The sequence below is a fragment of the Rhizobium sp. 01T444 genome (assembly GCF_056398305.1).
Map to the genome: position 1 here is coordinate 99,237 of NZ_JBFTPD010000020.1, position 21,865 is coordinate 121,101.

25 protein-coding genes, 1 tRNA gene and 1 pseudogene are annotated in these 21,865 nt (G+C 59.6%); 11 read left to right on the forward strand and 16 right to left on the reverse strand.

What is annotated here, in order from left to right; translation table 11 throughout:
• Nucleotides 1-48: 48 nt before the first annotated feature.
• Nucleotides 49-3,822 (reverse strand): methionine synthase, encoded by a 3,774-nt coding sequence (metH, locus tag AC1DTN_RS24585; RefSeq protein ID WP_477922991.1) that lies wholly within the window; start codon nucleotides 3,820-3,822, stop codon nucleotides 49-51.
• Nucleotides 3,823-4,003: 181 nt separating this feature from the next.
• Here metH and AC1DTN_RS24590 point away from each other — a divergent pair, with 181 nt between their 5' ends.
• Nucleotides 4,004-5,248: an AGE family epimerase/isomerase gene (locus AC1DTN_RS24590; protein ID WP_477922993.1), complete on the forward strand. Its 1,245-nt coding sequence runs from the start codon at nucleotides 4,004-4,006 to the stop codon at nucleotides 5,246-5,248.
• Between the two features lie 10 nt (nucleotides 5,249-5,258).
• Here the strand turns inward: AC1DTN_RS24590 and AC1DTN_RS24595 are convergent, their stop codons facing one another.
• The 7 genes from AC1DTN_RS24595 to AC1DTN_RS24625 all read right to left on the reverse strand — a co-directional run bounded on the left by AC1DTN_RS24595 (nucleotide 5,259) and on the right by AC1DTN_RS24625 (nucleotide 11,655).
• A complete protein-coding gene (locus AC1DTN_RS24595) occupies nucleotides 5,259-5,882 on the reverse strand; it encodes a DUF2799 domain-containing protein (protein WP_477922994.1) in 624 nt (207 codons plus the stop codon).
• A 123-nt stretch (nucleotides 5,883-6,005) separates the two neighbouring features.
• On the reverse strand, nucleotides 6,006-6,494 hold the full coding sequence (locus tag AC1DTN_RS24600) for a heme-degrading domain-containing protein (protein WP_007824116.1): 489 nt from the start codon (nucleotides 6,492-6,494) through the stop codon (nucleotides 6,006-6,008).
• Nucleotides 6,495-6,604: 110 nt separating this feature from the next.
• On the reverse strand, nucleotides 6,605-7,348 hold the full coding sequence (locus tag AC1DTN_RS24605; RefSeq protein WP_477922996.1) for an aspartate/glutamate racemase family protein: 744 nt from the start codon (nucleotides 7,346-7,348) through the stop codon (nucleotides 6,605-6,607).
• Between the two features lies 1 nt (nucleotide 7,349).
• Entirely contained in the window at nucleotides 7,350-8,171 is an 822-nt protein-coding gene (locus AC1DTN_RS24610; protein WP_477922997.1) for an ABC transporter permease, read from the reverse strand.
• 1 nt (nucleotide 8,172) lies between these two features.
• Nucleotides 8,173-9,084: an ABC transporter permease gene (locus AC1DTN_RS24615; protein ID WP_113324566.1), complete on the reverse strand. Its 912-nt coding sequence runs from the start codon at nucleotides 9,082-9,084 to the stop codon at nucleotides 8,173-8,175.
• 154 nt (nucleotides 9,085-9,238) lie between these two features.
• Nucleotides 9,239-10,537: an ABC transporter substrate-binding protein gene (locus tag AC1DTN_RS24620; protein ID WP_442206190.1), complete on the reverse strand. Its 1,299-nt coding sequence runs from the start codon at nucleotides 10,535-10,537 to the stop codon at nucleotides 9,239-9,241.
• Nucleotides 10,538-10,566: 29 nt separating this feature from the next.
• A complete protein-coding gene (locus tag AC1DTN_RS24625) occupies nucleotides 10,567-11,655 on the reverse strand; it encodes an ABC transporter ATP-binding protein (protein WP_113324528.1) in 1,089 nt (362 codons plus the stop codon).
• 267 nt (nucleotides 11,656-11,922) lie between these two features.
• On the opposite strand from AC1DTN_RS24625, the gene AC1DTN_RS24630 reads away from it, so the two are divergent.
• The gene (locus tag AC1DTN_RS24630; protein ID WP_007824129.1) at nucleotides 11,923-12,633 is read left to right on the forward strand and encodes a GntR family transcriptional regulator; all 711 of its coding nucleotides are present in this window, start codon (nucleotides 11,923-11,925) and stop codon (nucleotides 12,631-12,633) included.
• Nucleotides 12,634-12,637: 4 nt separating this feature from the next.
• Here the strand turns inward: AC1DTN_RS24630 and AC1DTN_RS24635 are convergent, their stop codons facing one another.
• Complete coding sequence (locus AC1DTN_RS24635; RefSeq protein WP_113324532.1) at nucleotides 12,638-13,045, reverse strand: DUF4174 domain-containing protein; 408 nt, start codon at nucleotides 13,043-13,045, stop codon at nucleotides 12,638-12,640.
• Between the two features lie 95 nt (nucleotides 13,046-13,140).
• Nucleotides 13,141-13,524 carry a BRA0787 family protein gene (locus tag AC1DTN_RS24640; protein ID WP_007824133.1) on the reverse strand — a complete coding sequence of 128 codons (384 nt, stop codon included), beginning with the start codon at nucleotides 13,522-13,524 and terminating at the stop codon, nucleotides 13,141-13,143.
• Between the two features lie 321 nt (nucleotides 13,525-13,845).
• Here AC1DTN_RS24640 and AC1DTN_RS24645 point away from each other — a divergent pair, with 321 nt between their 5' ends.
• Both AC1DTN_RS24645 and AC1DTN_RS24650 read left to right on the forward strand, forming a co-directional pair.
• Complete coding sequence (locus AC1DTN_RS24645; RefSeq protein ID WP_007824135.1) at nucleotides 13,846-14,052, forward strand: hypothetical protein; 207 nt, start codon at nucleotides 13,846-13,848, stop codon at nucleotides 14,050-14,052.
• Nucleotides 14,053-14,290: 238 nt separating this feature from the next.
• A complete protein-coding gene (locus tag AC1DTN_RS24650; protein WP_113324527.1) occupies nucleotides 14,291-14,536 on the forward strand; it encodes a DUF2934 domain-containing protein in 246 nt (81 codons plus the stop codon).
• On the opposite strand, the gene AC1DTN_RS24655 is transcribed toward AC1DTN_RS24650, so the two are convergent.
• Complete coding sequence (locus AC1DTN_RS24655) at nucleotides 14,533-16,461, reverse strand: DUF5054 domain-containing protein (protein ID WP_007824142.1); 1,929 nt, start codon at nucleotides 16,459-16,461, stop codon at nucleotides 14,533-14,535. The two genes, AC1DTN_RS24650 and AC1DTN_RS24655, sit on opposite strands and share 4 nt — an antisense overlap.
• A gap of 385 nt (nucleotides 16,462-16,846) precedes the next feature.
• Here AC1DTN_RS24655 and AC1DTN_RS24660 point away from each other — a divergent pair, with 385 nt between their 5' ends.
• Nucleotides 16,847-17,044 (forward strand): hypothetical protein, encoded by a 198-nt coding sequence (locus tag AC1DTN_RS24660; RefSeq protein ID WP_477923000.1) that lies wholly within the window; start codon nucleotides 16,847-16,849, stop codon nucleotides 17,042-17,044.
• Between the two features lie 19 nt (nucleotides 17,045-17,063).
• Here AC1DTN_RS24660 and AC1DTN_RS24665 read toward each other — a convergent pair whose 3' ends face one another.
• Complete coding sequence (locus AC1DTN_RS24665) at nucleotides 17,064-17,249, reverse strand: hypothetical protein (RefSeq protein WP_007824145.1); 186 nt, start codon at nucleotides 17,247-17,249, stop codon at nucleotides 17,064-17,066.
• 126 nt (nucleotides 17,250-17,375) lie between these two features.
• Here AC1DTN_RS24665 and AC1DTN_RS24670 point away from each other — a divergent pair, with 126 nt between their 5' ends.
• The 4 genes from AC1DTN_RS24670 to AC1DTN_RS24685 all read left to right on the forward strand — a co-directional run bounded on the left by AC1DTN_RS24670 (nucleotide 17,376) and on the right by AC1DTN_RS24685 (nucleotide 19,546).
• A complete protein-coding gene (locus AC1DTN_RS24670; protein WP_007824148.1) occupies nucleotides 17,376-18,101 on the forward strand; it encodes a LuxR family transcriptional regulator in 726 nt (241 codons plus the stop codon).
• 218 nt (nucleotides 18,102-18,319) lie between these two features.
• Nucleotides 18,320-18,985, forward strand: coding sequence for an acyl-homoserine-lactone synthase (locus AC1DTN_RS24675; RefSeq protein ID WP_113324525.1), 666 nt, complete (start codon nucleotides 18,320-18,322; stop codon nucleotides 18,983-18,985).
• Complete coding sequence (locus AC1DTN_RS24680; protein ID WP_007824152.1) at nucleotides 18,982-19,173, forward strand: hypothetical protein; 192 nt, start codon at nucleotides 18,982-18,984, stop codon at nucleotides 19,171-19,173. The genes AC1DTN_RS24675 and AC1DTN_RS24680 overlap by 4 nt, the downstream gene beginning before the upstream one ends.
• Nucleotides 19,174-19,315: 142 nt before the next feature.
• Nucleotides 19,316-19,546 carry a DUF2934 domain-containing protein gene (locus AC1DTN_RS24685; protein WP_162748101.1) on the forward strand — a complete coding sequence of 77 codons (231 nt, stop codon included), beginning with the start codon at nucleotides 19,316-19,318 and terminating at the stop codon, nucleotides 19,544-19,546.
• 15 nt (nucleotides 19,547-19,561) lie between these two features.
• Here the strand turns inward: AC1DTN_RS24685 and AC1DTN_RS24690 are convergent, their stop codons facing one another.
• Nucleotides 19,562-19,930, reverse strand: a complete 369-nt coding sequence (locus AC1DTN_RS24690) for a response regulator (RefSeq protein WP_113324523.1) — start codon at nucleotides 19,928-19,930, stop codon at nucleotides 19,562-19,564.
• 192 nt (nucleotides 19,931-20,122) lie between these two features.
• Here AC1DTN_RS24690 and AC1DTN_RS24695 point away from each other — a divergent pair.
• Nucleotides 20,123-20,198 (forward strand) — tRNA-Ile (locus tag AC1DTN_RS24695).
• Between the two features lie 200 nt (nucleotides 20,199-20,398).
• Here AC1DTN_RS24695 and AC1DTN_RS24700 read toward each other — a convergent pair.
• Nucleotides 20,399-20,764 (reverse strand): annotated as a pseudogene (locus tag AC1DTN_RS24700) (tyrosine-type recombinase/integrase); the annotation flags it as partial.
• Between the two features lie 79 nt (nucleotides 20,765-20,843).
• On the opposite strand from AC1DTN_RS24700, the gene AC1DTN_RS24705 reads away from it, so the two are divergent.
• Complete coding sequence (locus AC1DTN_RS24705) at nucleotides 20,844-21,029, forward strand: hypothetical protein (protein ID WP_477923001.1); 186 nt, start codon at nucleotides 20,844-20,846, stop codon at nucleotides 21,027-21,029.
• Nucleotides 21,030-21,341: 312 nt separating this feature from the next.
• On the opposite strand, the gene AC1DTN_RS24710 is transcribed toward AC1DTN_RS24705, so the two are convergent.
• Both AC1DTN_RS24710 and AC1DTN_RS24715 read right to left on the reverse strand, forming a co-directional pair.
• The gene (locus AC1DTN_RS24710; RefSeq protein WP_018095608.1) at nucleotides 21,342-21,608 is read right to left on the reverse strand and encodes a helix-turn-helix transcriptional regulator; all 267 of its coding nucleotides are present in this window, start codon (nucleotides 21,606-21,608) and stop codon (nucleotides 21,342-21,344) included.
• On the reverse strand, nucleotides 21,605-21,838 hold the full coding sequence (locus AC1DTN_RS24715) for a helix-turn-helix domain-containing protein (protein WP_477923002.1): 234 nt from the start codon (nucleotides 21,836-21,838) through the stop codon (nucleotides 21,605-21,607). The genes AC1DTN_RS24710 and AC1DTN_RS24715 overlap by 4 nt, the downstream gene beginning before the upstream one ends.
• Nucleotides 21,839-21,865 lie beyond the last annotated feature (27 nt).

Sequence of the window (21,865 nt, forward strand, 5' to 3'; positions counted from 1 at the left end):
AATCGACCACTGAGCCTGCCGCTTTAAGAGACGGGAAAGACTCAGAATTCAGGCCGCGTCTTCGATCTCTTCATTGATCTTGCGCGGCACGTAGTTGAGCACCGGTCCGAGCCAGCGCTCGACCTCGGTGACGTCCATGCCCTTGCGCTTGGCATAGTCTTCCACCTGGTCACGCTCGACCTTGGCAACACCGAAATAGTAAGAGTCAGGATGACCGATATAGATGCCTGACACCGACGAACCGGGCCACATCGCATAGCTCTCGGTCAGCTTCACGCCAGCGGTATTTTCCGCGTCGAGAAGAGAAAACAGCGTCTTCTTCTCGGTGTGGTCGGGCTGGGCCGGATAGCCGGGCGCCGGGCGGATGCCGGCATAGGCTTCGGTGATGAGATCCTCGTTGGAGAGCGTCTCGTCCTTGGCATAACCCCAATATTCGCGGCGCACGCGCTCATGCATGCGTTCGGCGAAGGCCTCGGCGAAGCGGTCGGCGAGCGCCTTGACGAGGATCGAGGAATAGTCGTCGTTCGAACGCTCGAAACGTTCGGCGATGGCAATCTCCTCGAAGCCGGCCGTCACGACGAAGCCGCCGACATAGTCCTGCACACCACTATCGACCGGCGCCACGAAATCCGACAACGCCACGTTCGGGCGGCCGTCGCGCTTCGAAAGCTGCTGGCGAAGCGTATAGAACGTCGCCAACTCCTCCTTGCGCGCATCGTCCTTGAAGAGGCGGATATCGTCGCCGACGGTACCAGCCGGCCAGAAGCCGATGACGGCGCGCGGCCGGAACCACTTCTCGTCGATGATCTTCTTCAGCATCGCCTGGGCGTCGTTCCAGAGAGCACGCGCGGCTTCACCCTGCTTCTCGTCCTCGAGGATTGCAGGATAGCGGCCACGCAGCTCCCAGGTCTGGAAGAACGGTGTCCAGTCGATGTACTTTGCAAGCTCGGCCAGATCGTAGTCTTCGAATACCTTGGCGCCGAGGAAGCTCGGCTTGGTCGGCTTATAGGCTGCCCAATCGACCTTCTGCGCATTTTCGCGGGCACGCGAAAGCGGCAGGCGCACCTTTTCGGCTTCGCTGCGTGCATGAGCGGCAGCAACCTTGGCATATTCGGCCCTGATATCGTCAATATAGCCCTGGCGATTTTCCGGCGAGAGCAGCGAGGACACGACGCCAACGGCGCGGCTGGCATCCGTCACGTAGATCGACTGGCCCTTATTGTAGCCCGGATGGATCTTGACGGCCGTATGCACGCGGCTGGTCGTCGCCCCGCCGATCAGAAGCGGAATGTCGAAGCCCTGCCGCTCCATTTCGGCCGCCACATGCACCATCTCGTCGAGTGACGGTGTGATCAGTCCGGAAAGACCGATGATATCGACCTTCTCGGCAATAGCCGTTTCGAGGATTTTCGTTGCCGGCACCATGACGCCGAGATCGATGATCTCGTAATTGTTGCAGGCGAGCACGACGCCGACGATGTTCTTGCCGATATCGTGCACGTCACCCTTGACGGTCGCCATCAGGATCTTGCCGGCAGACTTGCGTTCTTCACCGCCATTCTGGCGCTTCTCCTCCTCCATGTAGGGGAGAAGCACGGCAACGGCCTGCTTCATGACACGGGCGGACTTCACCACCTGCGGCAGGAACATCTTGCCCGAGCCGAAGAGATCGCCGACCACATTCATGCCGGCCATCAACGGGCCTTCGATGACATGCAGCGGACGAGCCGCCTCCAGGCGAGCTTCCTCGGTATCGGCCTCGATATATTCGGTAATGCCGTTAACCAGCGCATGTTCGAGACGCTTCGCTACGCTCCACTCGCGCCAGGACAGATCCTGCACCTTGGCTTCCTTGCCGGCAGCACCGCGGAAACGCTCGGCCACTTCCAGCAACCGCTCGGTTCCGTCAGGACGACGATTCAGCACCACGTCTTCGCAGGCTTCGCGCAGGTCTGGATCGATCTGGTCATAGACGGCCAGCTGGCCGGCATTGACGATACCCATGTCCATACCCGCCTGAATGGCGTGGTAGAGGAACACGGCATGCATCGCCTCGCGCACCGGCTCATTGCCGCGGAAGGAGAAGGAAAGGTTCGACACACCGCCGGAGATATGGACGAGCGGCATGGTCTTGCGGATCGTGCGCGTCGCCTCGATGAAATCAACACCGTAGTTGTTGTGCTCCTCGATGCCGGTCGCGACAGCGAAGATGTTCGGGTCGAAGATGATGTCTTCGGGCGGGAAGCCGACCTTCTCCGTCAAAAGCTTGTAGGCGCGCGTGCAGATGTCCACCTTGCGCTGGTAGCTGTCCGCCTGCCCCGTCTCGTCGAAAGCCATGACGACCACGGCCGCACCGTAATTGTGCAACAGGCGTGCCTGGGCGAGGAAATTCTCCTCGCCTTCCTTCAGCGAGATCGAGTTGACGATCGGCTTGCCCTGAACGCGCTTCAGGCCGGATTCGATGATCGAGAACTTCGAACTGTCGATCATCACGGGCACGCGGGCAATATCGGGCTCGGCAGCAATCAGGTTCAGGAACTCGACCATCGCCTTTTCGGAATCGATCAGCCCTTCGTCCATGTTGATGTCGATCACCTGCGCGCCATTCTCGACCTGGTCGCGGGCAACATCGAGCGCTGCCGTGAAATCGGCATTGGTGATCAGCTTGCGGAAGCGTGCCGAACCGGTGACGTTGGTGCGCTCGCCGACATTGACGAAGGGAATATCCTTGGTCAGCTCGAAGGGTTCGAGACCCGACAGCGACATGAAAGGGCGATGCTCGGGGATCGGGCGCGGCTTGTACTTGGCCACCGTCTCCGCGATCATCCTGATATGTTCCGGCGTGGAGCCGCAGCAGCCGCCAACGATGTTGACGAGGCCTTCGCGGGCGAAGCTGTCGATCTGCGCCGCCATCAGTTCCGGCGTTTCGTCATACTGGCCGAATTCGTTCGGCAGGCCGGCATTCGGATAGGCGCAGATGAAGGTGTCGGCAACGCCCGAAAGCTCCTGCAGATGCGGGCGCATCGCATTGGCGCCGAGCGCGCAGTTGAGCCCGATGGTGAACGGGTTGGCATGGCGCACCGAGTTCCAGAAGGCACTCGGCGTCTGGCCGGACAGCGTGCGGCCCGAGAGATCGGTGATCGTGCCGGAGATCATGACCGGCAGGCGGATACCCTTGGCCTCGAAACGCTCCTCGCAGGCAAAGATCGCAGCCTTGGCATTCAGCGTATCGAAGATCGTCTCGATCAGGATGATGTCGGCGCCGCCGTCAATCAGACCGTCGATCTGTTCCGCGTAGGCATCGCGCAGGTCGTCGAAGGTGACGGCGCGGAAGCCCGGATTATTGACGTCGGGCGAAATGGAAGCGGTGCGGTTGGTCGGGCCGATGGCGCCGGCAACGAAGCGGCGCTTGCCGTCTTCGCGTTCAGCGCGCTGGGCGGCACGTCGAACGATCTCCGCGCCTTCCTTGTTCAGCGCATAGACCTCGCCTTCCATCTGATAATCGGCCTGCGCGATGCGGGTCGAGGAGAAGGTATTGGTTTCGAGGATGTCGGCGCCGGCCTTGGCATACTTATAATGGATCTCCTCGATCGCGTCCGGCTGGGACAGGATCAGCAGGTCGTTATTGCCCTTCTGATGGCACGCGCAGCCGATGAAACGCGAGCCTCGGAAATGGTCTTCATCATAGCCCAGCCCCTGGATCTGCGTGCCCATGGCGCCGTCAAGAACGAGGATGCGCTCGCTGGCAGCTTGTCTCAGCGCCGCAAACACTTCACTGCCATCACGCTTGCCCCCTTCGGGACCAAAGAGATTATCGAACACGGGAAGGCTCCTTGACATCATAGGATCATAAGATCGGAAACGACAAATCACATAAAGATATCTTTATGTCAACATATGCCTATCGGTTTAGGCCATTGCAAGCCTTGGCGGATGACAGACTCGCCCGACCTCTATATAGGCGTTTTCCTAAAGGCATTGTGCACGAATTCGGAGGAGTATCATGGCACCTGCACTCGGCAACTGGTCCACCCGCGCCTATCATCGCGGCTGGCTGCTTTCGCAGGCCAACGGCCTCTTTGATTTCTTCCAGCATAACTCCATCAATCCCAAAGGCGGCTTCTACGATCTCGACGACGCTGGCAAGCCGCTTAATGCCGAGGGACAGGTGCGTCCGATCCATATCGCATCGCGCGCCGTCCACTGCTTCTCGATCGGCACCTTGCTCGGCCGCCCCGGTGCCGCCGATGTCGTCGACCACGGCATGGATTATCTCTGGAACCACCACCGCGACCGCAAGAATGGCGGTTACTTCTGGTCGCTGAACAATGACGGCCCGGTTGATTCCAACAAGCAGGGTTACGGCCACGCCTTCGTGCTGCTCGCAGCCTCCTCGGCAAAGACGATCGGCCATCCCCTGGCAGACGGCATGCTCGCCGATATCACCGAGGTCCTGAACACAAAGTTCTGGGAAGCCAAGCACGGTGCCATCGCCGAGGAATTCACCGCCGACTGGCAGCCACTCGATGGCGGCGCCTATCGTGGCCAGAACTCCAACATGCACCTCACCGAAGCGCTGATGGCCGCATTCGAAGCGACTGGCGATCGGGATTACCTCACCAAGGCCGAAAGCATCGCCGACCTCGTCATCCGCCGCTCGGCTGGCTCCGTCGGCTGGCGCGTCGCCGAACATTTCGATGTCGAATGGAGTCTCGACAAGGATTACTATCATCCGAACGAAATGTTCCGCCCGGCCGGCACGACACCCGGCCACTGGCTGGAATGGACCCGCCTGATCCTGCAGCTCTGGGCGCTCGGCGGCAAGCGCATAGAATGGATGCCGGATGCGGCAAAAGCCCTCTTCGAGCAATCCATGGTGCTCGGCTGGGACAACCACAAGGGCGGCTTCTTCTATACGCTCGACTGGGCCGATAAACCGGCTAAGCGCAACAAGCTCTGGTGGCCGGCCTGCGAGGGTGCGGCTGCCGCGCACTTCCTCAACGAGCACCTGCCGAGCGATTATCACGAAGAATGCTACCGCAAGATCTGGAACGTGATCGAGCGCAGCTTCATCGACCACAAGAACGGCGGCTGGCACGAGGAACTGACGGAAGACCTCGTGCCCTCACACTCGCTTTTCCCCGGCAAGGGCGACATCTACCACGCCCTGCAGGCCTGCCTCATCCCGCTCTTCCCGGCAACGGGCAGTCTGACCAAGGGCATCAGCGAAGCCGGCGGCAAGCTCTGAGGCGAAAGCCTCAATAGCCGGGCGCGACCGGCGGCGCTGCGTTCGGGTTCTGCTGGAACCATTGCACCTCAGCGCTCGCGTCATCGAGTTCGTCCTCAACGTCGCGCTGCTCTCTGCGAATGCGGCGCATATCGTCTTCGAGATCATCCATCCGCCGGCGGATATCATGCCGGTCCGCATCAGGCGCATCCTTGAGCTTGCGCGACAGGTCGTCGATCTCGGCTTCCTTCGATCCGTAGTCGCCCTGCAGCGAGCTTAGCCGTGATTGTAGCGAATGCTGGCGGTTCCCGAGCGTATAGCCGCGCAGGAAGCCTGCTGCCGTCTCCGGCGGGCAGACATTGGAGTAGCCGTGACCCGCCTGCCCGTGCATCAGGCCGCTCATCGGCGTGCAATAGCGCACGAGACCCGCCTGATAACCCTGATACCAGATCGTCTGATCGGGCACGATCTTCACCCGCTCGCAGGATTTGGCATGCGCGGCAAAACGCTCCTGCGGCTCGTAGCCGGCAGCGCCGTCGGATTCACCGATCACCCGCCAGTCGGCGGCGACGCATTCTTCCTTCGAAAGCGTATTGCAGGAGGCGAGCAAAAGGCTGAAACCAATGGCAGCAAAGGCAAAGAGAAAACGTAACATGATGTCCCGGCAGCAAGTCACAAAACCGGGCGCACCTTATCGTCACGAAATACGACCGTCACCGGGAACGGATCGCGATCTTGCAGTTTCCGTGGCTTTTATTTGTCAAAAATGCGGCAGGCTTCACGCAAGCCGCAGGCTTTCGAGATCCTTCGCCAGGATCAGCGCCAGGGCCTCGACCGCGAGATTGTGGTCGTCGCGCTGCGGCAGGCCGGATACGGTGACGGCGCCGATGCAGCCCGTGCCCCTGACATTGATCGGGAAGCTGCCGCCATGCGGGGCATAATCAGCGGGAGGAAGCCCGTTGTCCTCAACCGTCTTGCCTTCCTTCTGGAGCTTGAGGCCGGAGGCATAGCTGCTGCGGAAATAGCGGAACACCATGTTGCGCTTGCGGCGGACCCAATTGACATTGTCAGGGGTCACACCCGGCAGGGCCGCATAGAAGACCGGCATGGAATGCAGCGTGATATCGATGGCAATGCCGAGGCCGCGCTCGGTAGCGAGTTCCTGCAAGAGCTTGCCAAGCTGCCATGCAGTCGTCAGATCGAAGGCATCGAAGCTCAGTGCCTTTTCCTGTTCCGCGATACGGATCAGATCTTCGTCGATCGACATGGCAAGGCTCTCCTCTCAGCGTGATGATCGGCTGTGACAATTCTCACGCAAGGGGGAAAAGTAAAGCAGAAACTTGGCACTATGCATCGTCAAGAGCATCGGTGCGATGCTCAGCCGACCGCCCGGATCGGCGCAAAACCGCTCATTGCGCCGGTGAAATGTTTCGGCAGCGGCGAGGCATAGGAGCCGCGCTTGCTGGTCGAAAGACCGAGCGACACAAGCGCTTCCGCCTGCTTGACGGCGGCCGCGACCCCATCGATGACGGGCACGCCGTAGATATCCTGCAACTCGCGCGCCAGATCCGTCATGCCGGCGCAGCCGAGCACGATCGCCTCCGCACCGTCTTCGGAAAGCGCCCGTTCGATTTCCGCTCTCAGCTTGCCGATCGCGCCAGACGCAGCATCTTCCAGCTCCAGCACCGGAATATCCGATGCCCTCACCTTCGCACGACTGCCCATACCATAGCGGCGCACGAGATTCTCGATCAGCACCCGGGACCGCTCCAGCGTCGTCACCACCGTAAAGCGCTGGGCAAGGAAGCCTGCGGTAGCGACAGCGGATTCGCAGAGCCCGAGAACAGGCACATCAGCGAAGGTGCGCGCGGCGTCGAGCCCCGTATCGTCGAAGCAGGCGACGATCGCCGCATCGTAACCGGCCTCCTGCCGTTCTTTCAGCTCCGTCAGCAGGCCGGGGATCGCAAGCGCCCCGTCATAATGCCCCTCGATGGAAACCGGCCCCATGCGCGAGGTCGCGGCGATGATCTCGGTGCCGACAGCGGCGACCGCACGCGCGGCGGTCGCTGCCTTCTCGGTCATGGAAGCAGTCGTATTGGGATTAACGATCAATATGCGCATGTCAGCGGGTCTTTGCCTGCCGCCGGCCAAGCATCGTCATAATGCCGAGTGCGACGAGAATGATGGTGAAGGAGAAGAGCGTCGTRACCGTRCCGAGCGCATAGAGCACCGGCGTCGTGACGTTCGTGGTCATGCCGTAGATTTCGAGCGGCAGCGTATTGTAGGTGCCGGACGTCATCAGCGTGCGGGCGAACTCATCATAGGAGAGCGTAAAGCCGAACAGGCCGACGCCGATCAGGCTCGGCGCGATCATCGGCAACACGACATGGCGAAAGGTCTGCCAGGAGGTCGCCCCGAGATCGCGCGCGGCCTCCTCATAGGCTGGAGAAAAGCGATTGAAGACGGCAAACATGATCAGAACGCCGAACGGCAGCGTCCAGGTCAGATGCGCGCCAAAGGCCGAGGAATACCAGGCGGGCCGTATTCCACCCTGCTGGAAAACCACGCCGATGCCGAGCGAGATGATAATCGATGGCACGACGAGGCTTGCAACCGTCGCGTAAAACAATACCGACGAGCCGCGAAAACGCCGCCGAAATGCAAGGCCCGCCATCAGCGAGACGACGACGGTTACCACCATCACCATCAGGCCGAGAATGAAGGATCGCTGGAAGGAGGCACCGAAATCACCGACCGCCTGCTTTTCGAAGAGATTGAAGAACCAGTGCGTCGAAACGCCGTTCAGCGGGAAAGTCAAACCGCCATCTGGCCCCTGAAAGGAGAGGATGACGATCGCCGAAAGCGGCCCGTAGAGAAAGAGCACGAAAAGGCCGAAGAAGGTGGCAAGTACGTAGAATTCGAGGGAGCGTTTTTCTCGGTTCATCTCAGAGCTCCTTGCGGATATCGACGACGCGCAGGATCGCAGCGACCATCATCAGCACGACCACCAGGAGCACGACCGCGTTGGCGGCAGCGGCCGGATATTGCAGCAGCGACATCTGGTTCTTCATCATCAGCGCCACGGAGGCGCTCTGCCCGCCGGACATGACCTGCACGGTGGAGAAGTCAGCCATGACGAGTGTGACGACGAAGATCGTGCCGATCGCCATGCCGGGCTTGGCAAGCGGGATCACCACATTCCACAGCACCTGCCAGCCGGAAGCACCGGCATCACGCGCCGCTTCGAACAGCGAGCGGTCAATGCGCATCAGCGTGTTGAAGATCGGCGTGACCATAAAGAGCGTGTAGAGATGCACCATGGCGAGCACTACGGCGAAATCGGAATAGAGCAGCCATTCCACCGGCTGCGGCACGATGCCCATCTCCACCAGCGCCGAATTGACGAGGCCGTTGCGCCCGAGCACAGGAATCCAGGAGATCATGCGGATGATGTTCGACGTCATGAAGGGCACGGTGCAGACGAGGAAAAGGATCATCTGCGTCGAAGTCTTGCGGATATGGAAGGCCAGGAAATAGGCGACCCAGAAGCCGATGCAGAGCGTTAGCCCCCAGACGATGACCGTGAATTTCAGCGTGTTGAGATAGGTCTTCCACGTCACCCATGAACCGAGCGTGTCGGTATAATTCATGGTCAGGAAGTCGGGATAGATACCGGCAAAATCATAGTCCCAGAAGCTGACGACCGCGATCATCAGGATCGGCAGGATGAAGAAGAAGCCCAGAATGGCGATCAGCGGCGTCGCCTGCAGATAGGAGATCACCCATGGCGCAAGCCGGAAGGAGCGTTTGGGCGCCTCCGCTGCCGGTATCGTCTGCTCTGAAGCGATCGTGGCCATTCTTCCCCCTTCGGAAATCTGTCCTGTCCGAATGAGAGGGATCGAAAGACCCCTCTCCAGCCCTCCCCACAAGGGGGAGGGAGAACGGTGCCGCACCCTCGACAAGTTCCCTCCCCCTTGTGGGGAGGGTTAGGGAGGGGAAAGCGGCAGACGCTTACGCCGCGATGAACTCGTTCCAGCGGCGGACCATGTAGCGGTCTTCGTCCATGACGGAGTTCCAGCAGGCGATGTGGCCGATACGGTCTTCGAAGGAGCCGCCGTCGCGAACCGAGCCGGCCTTCTCCATGACCTTGCCTTCCGGCGAGAGGATGTCGCCCTGTGCCGGCTTGCCTTCCATCCAGTAGCCCCACTCGTCGGCGGTCATGAAACCCTTGGCGGTTTCAAGGCAGGCCGAGTAATAGCCCTGGCGGTTGAGATAGGCGCCGACCCAGCCGGACGTGTACCAGTTGATGTACTCATAGGCGGCATCGAGCTGCGCGCCCTTGAGGTGCGCAGCAAGGCCGAGACCGCCGCCCCATGCGCGGTAGCCTTCCTTGAGCGGCTGGAAGGTGCAGGCAATGCCCTTCGAGCGGACGGCAGCAACGGCCGGCGACCACATGGACTGGATGACGACCTCGCCCGAAGCCATCAGGTTGACCGACTCGTCGAAGCTCTTCCAGAAGGCGCGGAACTGGCCATCGCTCTTGGTCTTGATCAGGAATTCGATCGTCTTGTCGATCTCTTCCTTGGTCATGTTGCCCTTGTCGGCATATTTGATCTTGCCGGAGGCTTCAGCGATCATTGCCGCATCCATGATGCCGATCGACGGCACGTTGATGATGGCCGTCTTGCCCTTATAGGCCGGATCGAGAATGTCGGCCCAGGAGGTGATTTCGCGGCCGGTCAGGTCAGGGCGAATGCCGAGCGTATCGGCATTGTAGATCGTCGGCATCATCGTGAACCACTGGGTCTGCTCCTTGGCGAACTTCTTGGAGTCCTGCGCCTCGACGAAGCCGACGGTGTGCGGCGCCGTGCCCTGGGCAATCGTGCTGTCCGCCTTCAGCTTGCCGGTCGTGAAGATCGGCACGACCTTGTCGAAATACTTGAGCTTCTTGACGTCCATCGGCTGCAGAACGCCGGTCGGGAACACCTTCTTGCAGATCCAGTATTCGATATCGGCAATGTCGTAGCTGTCAGGCTGGGTGACGGCGCGCTGGGCAGCAGCGTCGGAATCCGTCGCAGTCATTTCCAGCGTGATGCCGAGGTCCTGCTTGCACTTCTCGGCGATCGCATTGATGTTCGAAACGCCGGTACCGAACTGGCGAAGCGTGATGTTGGACTGCGCCCAGATGGTCGGGAAGCCGGTGATGGCGCCCGAACCGGCGATAGCGCCGACGGCGGCAGCACCCGTCTTCAGAAGCGAGCGGCGGGAAATTCCCTTTTCCGCCTTGGTGGTTTTCGTTTCAGTCGTCATGGCAGTTCCCCTTTTCTTGATACTGAAGTTCATGCGGAAACGCGGCCAAGGAGGACGGCATCCTCCAAAGCCCAACTCAAAGACACCGCATCGCCGACCGAGACCGGGTTGGCGAAGTAATCGCTGTCGCTTGCGATGACGGTGAAATCGTCGCTGCCAGCCCCAAAGACGGTGATCTTCACCGAGGAGCCGCGATATTCGATATTGGAGACGATGCCGTTGAAGCCGAGGGTCCACTCGGTCGCCACCTGAAGGCGTACGCGGTCGGTGCGGATGCCGATATCAACAGGCTCGCCGACCTCCCTGCCCGTCCCGCGTACGGAAAAGCTCTGCCCTTCCGGCACCGTCATCACGATCACGCCATTCTCGCTCGATGTGACGCGGCCAGAGAGCACGTTGTGATCGCCCATGAAGCGGGCGACGAAGGCGGTTGCCGGTTTTTCGAATACTTGCCGCGGTGACGCCGCCTGTTCGATCTTGCCGTCATTCATGATGACGATGATATCGGCGAGCGCCATCGCCTCTTCCTGGCTGTGCGTCACATGCACGAAGGTGATGCCGAGCGTCTTCTGCAGCTTCTTCAGTTCCGCCCGCATGCGGATCTTCAGGAACGGGTCGAGTGCGGAAAGCGGCTCATCGAGCAGCAGCGCCTCCGGATCGGTGATCAGTGCGCGCGCCAATGCGACACGCTGCTGCTGGCCGCCGGAAAGCTGCGCCGGCCGCCTGCTGGCATAGGCCTCCATCTGCATCAGCTTCAGCATCTCCAGCGCCTTGGCGCGGCGCTCATCCTTGTCGACACCCTTCATCTTCAGGCTGAAGGCGACGTTGTCGATGAGGTCGAGATGCGGAAACAGCGCATAGGACTGGAACATCATCGCCGTGCCGCGTTTTGCCGGCGGGAAATCGGTGACAACGACATTGCCGAGACGGATATCGCCCGATGAAATGCTCTCGTGACCCGCGATCATGCGCAGCGTCGAGGTCTTGCCGCAGCCTGACGGACCCAGGAAGCAGCAATAAGAACCGGCCGGGATTTTCAGGCTGATGGCATGGACCGCCGTGGTCGCGCCATAGACCTTGGAAACGGATGCTATATCGATCTCTGCCGCTTTCGACATCGTGTCTTCCCCTGTTCGAGAAAGACGATGCATCTGCCGTGCCAATTTGATCACCGCATCTCAAACCCTTGCAAATCATGAACTTTTCATGACAGCATGCCGATCGGCGAAATCTCGGGCACTTTTCGCACTGCACACAAAATGGGCTTTCGTCCTCAATTCGTGCAGAAAATCGTATACAATTTGACCTCTGTTATGAGAACAAATTCTATTTAACTTTTGAGACGAAGGCGGCTATGGTTTGCTGACATCAAGGAAACCGATTTCATGAAATCCGCCGCCAGCGCCATGAGCCACGACGACACCCAGGAAACGGGCGTCCCGCAGATCCGCGATGCAATCAGGGAGGCTATCGTCGAGCGGCGCCTGTCACCCGGCACGAAACTGTCGGAAAGCGATGTCGGCAATCTCTTCAATGTTAGCCGCACGCTGGCGCGCGCCGCCTTGCAGGCACTTGCCTACGAAGGTCTCGTCAGCGTGGAGAAAAACCGCGGTGCCTTCGTTGCCTATCCCTCACCGGAAGAGGCCCGGCAGATTTTTGCAGCCCGCCGTCTGGTCGAGCCCGGCATCCTGCGGGACGCGGCCGCCCGCATCACTCCCTCGGATATCCAGCATCTCAAGCAATTGCTTCTGGAAGAGGGCCGGCTGATGAGCGAGCGCGGCCAGACCGCCAGACGGGCCGAAATCAAGGCATCAGGCGATTTCCACCTGACACTCGCCGCGATCTCCGGCAACGCCATCATGCAGCGCTTCATGGAAGAACTGGTCGCCCGCTCGTCGCTGGTCATTGCCCTCTACGGCCAGTCGACGGTCTCGAGCTGCGGCCATTCCGAACACGGCGATATCATCGACGCGATCGAGAGCAAGGAGCTCGACCGTGCCTGCCATCTGATGCTTCACCATATTGCTCATATCGAGGCGGACCTCGATCTGCGCGAACGCAAGAGCCTCGGCCTCAAGGAAGCATTCGAACTCTGATAGCTCAGTGGCTCGGCGGCGAGATATCAGCTGCGCGGCTGATATCCTCCACGCTCATCGGCTCGCTGGAGCGCATCTTCACTTTGCCGTCAATGCCGACCAGCACGAGCCCGAATTCGCCGCTGAGCGGCCCCTGAAGCTCATCGCGCAGCTCGTCGGCATCAAGGTCGCCCCCATCCTCGAAAAACGAGAATGCGCCGCCGCCGGCGATCGTGAAAACCTCGATATCATCTTCGATTAGCCGCATCTGTGATTTGCGCAGCAATTCGTCTTGAACGATCGGCCTGTCGTCCTCGGCATCCGCAAAGACGATCAGAACTTTCTTTTCACCGAGAAACTGTTCCAGCGATCGCGGCAGATGCGCCTCGCGAACGCCCGTTCCCATAATTTCGTGTAGAATGGATCTCAACATGGTGCTCATTCCTTCTCTGCCTGTTTCAACGGCTGGAAATGAGCAGGGTTCCCCGCGAGGAATAGGATCGCGGCCAATGCCGCGATCCCGAATGCCTATTCGCGGGGTTCCGCTTCGGATGCGCGCGCCGAAAGCGCGACGATATCAGGCGTGCCATTGGCAAGAAGGCGCTTGCGCACCAGAACGCGCATGACGCGCGCCGCCGTGGAGAAGGTCATCTGGTCCAGTGGTCCCTCGCCTTCCCAGGGCTTGGTCAGCCGTTCCGTGACGGCGCTGACGATATTGGCTGGGACGATATCGGTGCATTCGCGCATGGCTTCGAAAACGAAGCTGATAGGGATGACCCTACCTTCATAGGTGACGATCGGCTCCGTCAATTCGCTGTCCCATTCCTCATAGGCGTAAAGCGCCTCACGGAAGAGCTGCTGCAGGGTAAACGGTGCATGTCCGTTGTGAAGTGGCGGCAGTGCATTCATCATGTCTGTCTCCTCTGATGGATTTAGCCAGCTTCCTCAAGATCCGGTCCGGATCGACGCGGAAACAACGCTCGGCTCCTCCTTCGGACCGGATACACGATTCATTTTATAGAGTAACACACGTGTGATAAAGCCATTTCTGCCCACCCCACCCGGCCGCAACATCTAACCGATTGAAATTCATTGAGACTTACAGTCATTTTTTTGCAGTCGCAGCGCGCAAAACCGGCATTTTCAGCTCTAGGCTCCTACCGGAAGGCCAAATCTGGAACCTTTAACGTGCTGGTCGGTTTTACCTCGGCAATCAGCCTGGGGAGAAATGCAATGACGCAAATTCGCCAACCCGAACGACGCAGCCGGACGCTGCGCGGACGTCCCTACAGTCTTAACGAATTCGCCGCCAAATATGGCTTGAGAAACGAGCAGGCAGAAAGCCTGTACACCCGCTTCGGCCCCTCCTCGGTCGAACTGGACCTGCTGATGGCCGCCAAACGCCGTCCACCAATGTTACCAGATCGCATCAGCGAATGAGGCAAGGCCCAGACAATCGTCTCCGCGCTCTGCGACAAAATTTCACAAAATGTGTCGGGAACACATGTCAGGTGAAATCGTTCTTCCGGTAGGCATGGCAAAACGCCATGCCGCCCCCATCGAAAATGCCGGCAGATTGCCGACCCCTTCTACAAGATGAGCTTGAGGTACCGCTTCGGCGGAGGCCATCCGTGTGGAATCGATTGGAGGGAAAAGATCGGCCAAGAAGGACGGAACGATGAGCAACACCTCCCGGCATGAGTGGATATGCAAGCGAGCCTACGCAATCTGGGAAATGGAAGGCAGGCCGTATGGCCGCGATGCCGAACATTGGCTCCAGGCAACAGCCGAACGCGAACGGCTGGAACGTACGCGTGCCTCGACGGATGGCAATGAAGTCCTCGTCAAATTCCCGAAAACGCCCCAAGCACCCAGGCCGGCAGTTACCGCCACCCCACGCCAGAGGCTGTCGCGCACCGGTTAATCCAGAGTGATCCTGAACCGAGCGGAGAAATCACCTTCCCACCACATCGGGAAGTTGGTTCCCCACTTGTTGTTATGCAGGTTGAAGCGGATTCCATCGTCGAAATCCGGCAAGCCTTTGCAAAAGGACATGAAATCCCAGCTCTGCGGCGCAACCAGCGGCGTATCGAGGGGCTCGATGACGAGCGCTCCTGCATCCCCAAATTCGCCGCTGACAGCATTGACCGCCTGTAGCTGCGCGCCGCCGGACCCGGCGAAATTGCCGGACCGGTGCCACAGCCCCATCTTCCTGAAGGCCCAGTCCTTTGCGCCATCAGGCGTGAACGACAGGAAACTCGCCTCCGGCATGCGATTGGCCGGCTTGTCGCGCAGTGAGAGACGCAGTTGCAGGGCACTGTCATCAGCCGAAAATTCCACGGCGATCTGGCGTGGCGCCCCGAACCGCTCGACCGCTTCGGCCGGCATGGACAAGAGAACTCCGCCCTCGCCCGCACCTTCCAGGCTCGGCACAAAAACCTTCGAAAGCGCAGCATCCGAACGGCCAAGCCCAGGCTTGTCGTGATCGAGCACTGCCCATTCCTGCCGATGTGTCAGATAGCTATCCATATGCCTGTTGACGTCGGCAGCGTCGTAGCTCTCATAGCGATAGGCGATCAGCGAGCCGTTGCGTCCGGCAATCCGTCGCCCCCGTGGTGATGTGAGCGCCATGACATCGCCCGTCACCTCATCAAGCTCGATCGACCAGCCGCCGGCAATCAGGCGGGTCTCGCGGTTCGTACTGCCGACGAGCGTCGGCGCGAAGAGTTCTGCGAGCACGGCCTGCGCCTGCTGCTGGTCATCGGCATCGAGTTCGGCGACGGCCTGATCAATATAGCCGCGCTGCTCATCCCATGACGCCTCGGTATAGGCGAAACGGTAATCCGTTTTGCGCGCGGCGTTGAAATCGGCTTTTGCCCAAGCCTTGTCGTCGCGCAGATAGGATTTAATATCCACCCCGCACGTATGCTCCGCCACCATGGCAAGCCCGCGGCCGAAGGCGAGCCTGCGCGAATTGAGCCCCTCGCCCGCAAAGCGGTCATAAAGCCGCTGCAGGGCCAGAAATTTCGCTGTCTTCAAGGGGTCGGCGGCGCTGCCATGGATCCAGCTATCGCCCAACTCCAGCTCCAGCACCGGGAAACGCTCGCGCTTTTCCCAGAGGATCGCGCCATAATCCTCCAGCGTCGCCGCGCGGATGACCGCGTCAGGCTGCAGGCGACGCATATCGCGATACGCTTCTGCCGTCTGCGGCACGCTCTGCGGGCCGATATTGTCCTGCGTATGCGCAAAGCTGAGCCCGTCGTCGAAATCTTCGGGGAAATAGGTCTCGCCGTACGAGCGCTGATACATGACGACGACTTCGGCACCATCAGGCGCGCGCCAGCGAAAGATGTCAGGCACGTCTGGCGGCGGTGAAGCCGTGTTGACGCCGAGATGCAGGAAGCGGATGCCAGCCTCGGCAAGCAACGGCACCATGCCGAGTGTGTGGCCGGGAACGTCGGTCATCTTCGCCGCTATCGTCTGCTTGCCGAAACGGCGGTCGAGCTCCTGCGAATAGGAAAGGCCTGCTCGGAACAGGTCTGACGACATCAGCTCCGTATGGGTGGTGAACGGCAGCCCGTGCCAGCGGATGAGCCCGCGCTCGATCGCCTGCTCCAGTGCTGCGACCTCGGCAGGCGAGCGCGAATTCAGATGATCCCAGATCAGCCAGGCGCCTGTCGTCCAGATGAACTTCGGCTCCTCGGGGTTTTCGGCATAGAAATGCGCCCCGGTCTCGATCGCCTGCGGAATGAAGCGCTCGTGATATTGACGGCGAACCTTCTCGGCATGGTCGGTGAAACCGATATCGAGATGGGTCTTGAAGACCAGGTGCACGCGCTTTTCCGTCATCTGCATTCCGCTAGATCAGTCCTGCCGTCGTCAAGCAGCTCTCATGAGACGCAACGCAAATGATTTTGCGTTCGACACGCAATCCCGATGCCCTCCCAATATGGCACAATGGCATTTTGTGTAATCGTTTCCACAAAAACCTTTGCGCTTTGTGGTAACGATCCGTCAAGCATATTTGCTTGAGAAGCCCCGAATATGCTGGATATTTCATCAAGCTGGACTCTGCCCACCTTGCTTCCGGCAGGCAACGCAAATTAAGTGGCTACAAAATGTGAAAACGTGTTCATAGGCCATTAACCTGACTGACCAAGGCGTTGAACTCGCGATACACTTGTCATCTTGCTGCCTTACACGACATAGCCCGGACCTCTTGCCAATGGCCTCCATGATCGAAATCACCGTCCATGTCCCGCGTTCCGATCAGGCGCACGAATTCCTTCTCCCGCGCGAGATTGCGCTGGGAGATTCCAACACGGCCTTATCCGGGCGGGCCGATTTTCTGGCAGTTGCGCGGCGTCAAAATGGCGCCGCGACCTGTCCGGCAAGCACTTGCCGATCCCGTCTCGAAGAAATGCGTGACTGATGTAGCGATAAAGGAGCGATTATTTCTCTTCGCAGAGCGTCCGGTGAACCTCTGTCCAGAACAAGGCGAGCAACGTATCGCCGTTGCGTTCGGCGACGAGCGCGCGGATCAGCGCCTCGGAGCCAGCCATGTCCTGCCAGCTCGATCTCAGCCCTTTGGCTGCCTGATGGCACTCGGCGATATCGAACGTTCTCTTACTGTCCATCTGGAGCCTCCCCGAAAAAGGCGCTAACAGACGGATCTGGAAAAGTCATTCCCCGCATATGTGGGGATGCCTTGTATTTTTGACATTCCTCGCGGTAGGATTGAACGGTTTGAGACAGGCGGCACGATGACGGAAAATAGTTATTCCCAAAAGTTCGAAACCGTTTTCGAACAAATCAAGGCTGCAATCAATGTCGATGCTTCCATCCGCATTTTCCAGGCGGAGTATGCCGTTGACTATGTCACCTATCACCTCGCTCAGACCATTGCGGCAAAGATCGACGCCCCTTTCGTGCGCACCACCTATCCGGATGCCTGGGTGTCACGCTATCTGCTCAACAGCTATGTGAAGGTCGATCCGATCGTCAAACAGGGCTTCGAGCGTCAGTTGCCCTTCGACTGGAGCGAGGTGGAGCCGACGCCGGAAGCCTATGCCATGCTCGTCGACGCCCAGAAGCACGGGATCGGCGGCAACGGCTATTCGATCCCCGTTGCCGACAAGGCGCAGCGTCGCGCGCTGCTTTCGATCAATGCCCGCATTCCGCTCGATGATTGGACCGCCATGGTCAAGCTCTATCGCAATGAGTGGATCGAGATCGCCCATGTCATCCATCGGAAGGCCATCTACGAGCTTCACGGCGAGAATGACCCGGTGCCGGCTCTTTCCCCGCGCGAAATCGAATGTCTGCATTGGACGGCGCTCGGCAAGGACTACAAGGACATCGCCGTCATCCTCGGCATTTCCGAGCATACGACTCGCGACTACCTGAAAACCGCCCGCTTCAAGCTCGGCTGCGCCACGATTTCCGCTGCCGCCTCGCGGGCCGTGCAGCTGCGCATCATCAACCCCTAGGCTTTTCCCAACCAGATTGAAGCATTCTGTTAGCTGAAACGGGCCGGCCGATCAGGCAGCCCGTTTCAGCCAATGGAATGATTCAAGCTGACCAGAAAGACCCTCAAACGACCCCCTCATATGCGGGGGCTCATCTGTAGGCACCCATATGAGGGAATTTCCGATCCCGCCGTCCTGAACCATTCTGCCCTCACGAACCCAACACGCTGGAGGGAAAAATGTTCGTTATCATTCAGGCACATGAGTATCAGAAATACGCTTTCATACTCGACCAGATGTTCCGCCTGCGCAAGAAAGTCTTTGCGGACACCCTTGGCTGGAACGTTCCGGTAATCGGCCCCTTCGAGCGCGACAGCTATGACTCGCTCTGCCCGGCCTATCTCGTCTGGTGCGACGAAACCCGCACCCGCCTTTATGGCGGCATGCGCTTGATGCCGACGACCGGACCGACCCTCCTCTATGACGTCTTCCGCGCAACCTTCCCGCAGGCAGCCAATCTCGTCGCCCCCGGCATCTGGGAAGGCACCCGCATGTGTATTGACGAGGAAGCAATCGCCGACGATTTTCCCGATGTCGATGCCGGCCGCGCCTTCTCCATGCTGCTGCTGGCGCTCTGCGAATGCGCCCTCGATCACGGCATCCACACCATGATCTCCAACTACGAACCCCACCTGAAACGCGTCTACAAGCGCGCCGGCGCCGAGGTCGATGAACTCGGTCGCGCCGACGGCTACGGCAAATATCCGGTCTGCTGCGGCGCCTTCGAAGTTTCCGAACGCGTGCTGGACAGGATGCGTGCATCCCTCGGCATCGATACCCCCCTCTACACCCGCTACGTCCCGACGCGTTCCGTCGTGACGCAATTCCTGGAGATGGCAGCATGAACCGCTTGAGTGAAACCACCGTACAAAAAGATATCGGTGCGTTGGAACGACATATCCTCGCATCCCGCGATATCGCCACGCAGATGGGAGACCCCTTCCTCTCCTATCTCCTCTCGATGGCCCTCTTCACGATCTATGAGAAGAAGGCGCATCAGGAAAACGACCTGCTGAAAAGCAGCTACAATTAACGGCTCCCCCGGGGGCCAGCGGCCGGGCTTGAAGCAGACCTCCCCTTCAGGCTCGGCTGCGCCTCTCGATCTCAGGCGCCTTGTCAGAACATTCGGCTCCCCGGCCGGTTTTACGATGATCGAAAAACCAGGGGAGATCGCCATGACGGACCGGAATGAGGACCGTGTGCGCAAGCACGCCTACGCAATCTGGGAAAAGCAAGGCAGGCCGGATGGCGAAGATTTGCGCCATCGCAGCGATGCGGAAGCCGAACTGCGTGGCGAACCCACAAAGGCCAACGAACAGGCTCGCGAGCAGATCGAAGAAATCGAAACCGCGACCGGGGCAACGGGCGTCCCCTTCCCGCCGCCGTCGATGGCGAGCCCCGATTGATCGCTCTGGCCTGAGCTACCGCGTCATGGAAGCGATCGCTGAGATCAAGGCCTCGTGCTGATAGGGTTTCGGCAGGAAAGCCGTGTTGGCCGGCAGCGACATGGGATCGAGCCGCACCAGGCCCGAGGTGATGATGATGCCGATATTCGGCCGCATCGCCCTCACCCGCTTGGCGAGCTGGATGCCATCCATCGAACCGGCCATGTTGACGTCGGTGAAGAGGACATCGACATCGTCGCGGGTCTTCAGAAGCACCATTGCCTCATCCGCGCTCCCAGCCTCGAGCGCCACGTGCCCCACTTCTTCAAGCACATCCAGAATATTAAATCTGATCAGCGGCTCATCCTCGACGATGAGCACCACGGCACCCTGGGAAGCCACCATTCTGCGATTGCCCTCTTCAGATCTAGTCTGACAGGAGTAAATGTAGCCCGCGTGCGAAGGTTCCAGAGGGCAAACCGGAAATATGCATCGTCCACAGATGCTTGCGCTCATGGCTTGTGACTGTCCCGGATTTGCGTTAAGCGGACAAAAGCCGCGGGTGCCATTGCCCCGGCTGACCGCACCCTGGGTGCCGGGCCTGTAGCTCAATGGTTAGAGCCGGCGGCTCATAACCGCTTGGTTGGGGGTTCGAGTCCCTCCGGGCCCACCATTTCTGTCTTCGGACGTTGTTTTTCCATCGTTTTTTCCTCGATTTGTCTCACCGAAATTCCGGTTCGATGAAAGTGGGACATTTTTGCGGGCCACATAGGTTTTGCGGCGCTCGAAACCGGCATCAATGATGCGCTTGGATTGGGCGGCTTTGGTGTAGTGCTGCGCCATCTTGGAATCAGACCAGCCGAAGATCGCCATCAACTGATGTTCTGTCGCTCCGGCCTCGGCCAGGATCGTCGCGGACGCCTTTCTGAGTCCGTGCGACGAGCATTCCGGCAAATCGGCATCGTTGCACCACTGGCGCATCTTGTTGCCGAAGCCGTTGCCGCTGAACGCGTTGCCGTATTCTGTGACAAGGAAAGTCGGCTGATCATGCCTGATCGCGTCCAGCGCCTCACGTAGCTCGTCTGTGACGGGCAGGCTGAGCGACTGTGCATATTTCCCAGACCCCTTCTCCGGCATGAATTCGATGCGGTCAGCGACGAGGTTACGCCAGCCGAGTTTGACGAGGTCCGAGCGTCTGACGCCCAAATTCAGCATCAGTTCCATTGCAAGCCGGGCCATCGAGCCGAGCGGATAGGCTGCGCGATAGCGCGCCAGCTCCGCTTCGCTCCAGGTGTGGAAACCGGGCGACCTATGTATTTTGGTCACGCCCTTCGCGGGGTTGAAGGTCGCCAGCTCGGCGCTGATAGCCCAATTGAACAACGCCTTCAGATACTTCACCAGCTTGTCGGCCGCGCCAGGCGTGCCGCTGCGCTTCATCTGGCTGGCTTCAATGTCTGATTTGCGGATCTTCTTGAAGGGCAGCTCGCCCACATTGCTGCAATAGCGATTGAGGACGCTCTTTTTGTCTTTCTGCGTGGCCGGAGACTGGCTCTGAAACGCCTTGGACCGATAATAGGTCTCGACCAACCAGCGAACCGAACCGGGTTCCAGTCGTGAAATCGTGACGGTCTTTTCACCACGATCACCAGCCAGCACGCGATGATATTCCTCGGTAAACGCCTGGGTGACGCTGCCCGCCTCGTCCAGATAGGTTGATGTCATCCGATATTTCGGCATGCCTGGCAGGCGGAGATAGAACCGCTCGTTGCCGTGCCGATCGACATCGCGTGAGCAATATTTGAAGGGGACGTGCTGATTACCCGACCGCGTAATCAAACGGGTTTTCGCCATCGTCGTCGTCTCCGCTCAAGCCCTGTTCTTTGATGTCGTACCAGGACGCCCGGATTTCCTCGGCATCCCAACGGCGCAACGCGCCGATCTTCACGCCCCTGGGCATCAAGCCACGGCGTACCCAATCGTCAAAGGTGCCCGGCGAGACGTCCAGAAGTTCCGCAGCACGGACGCGGCTGACTGCCACCTTGTAGATGGGTCGCGGCGCCGGCGTTTCGGCTTGCTGCTTCATGTGCCGCTCCTCACGTTATTGAGAGCGGTATTAGCAACCACCAAAGCTTTTTGCTTGGGCTCGACCATATTCGCGGCAAGGTACTCATCGACAGCATTTTCCGGCAGGAATAGGCTTCCGCCGATCCGGACATGCCGGATTTCCTGCTTTGCAATCAGGTTCCGAATGCGCGCGACCGGCCACCCGGAACGATCTGCCAATTGCTTTGGTGATAAAAGCTGAGATTGCATACTGCTCAACTCCTTAGAGATTATTCG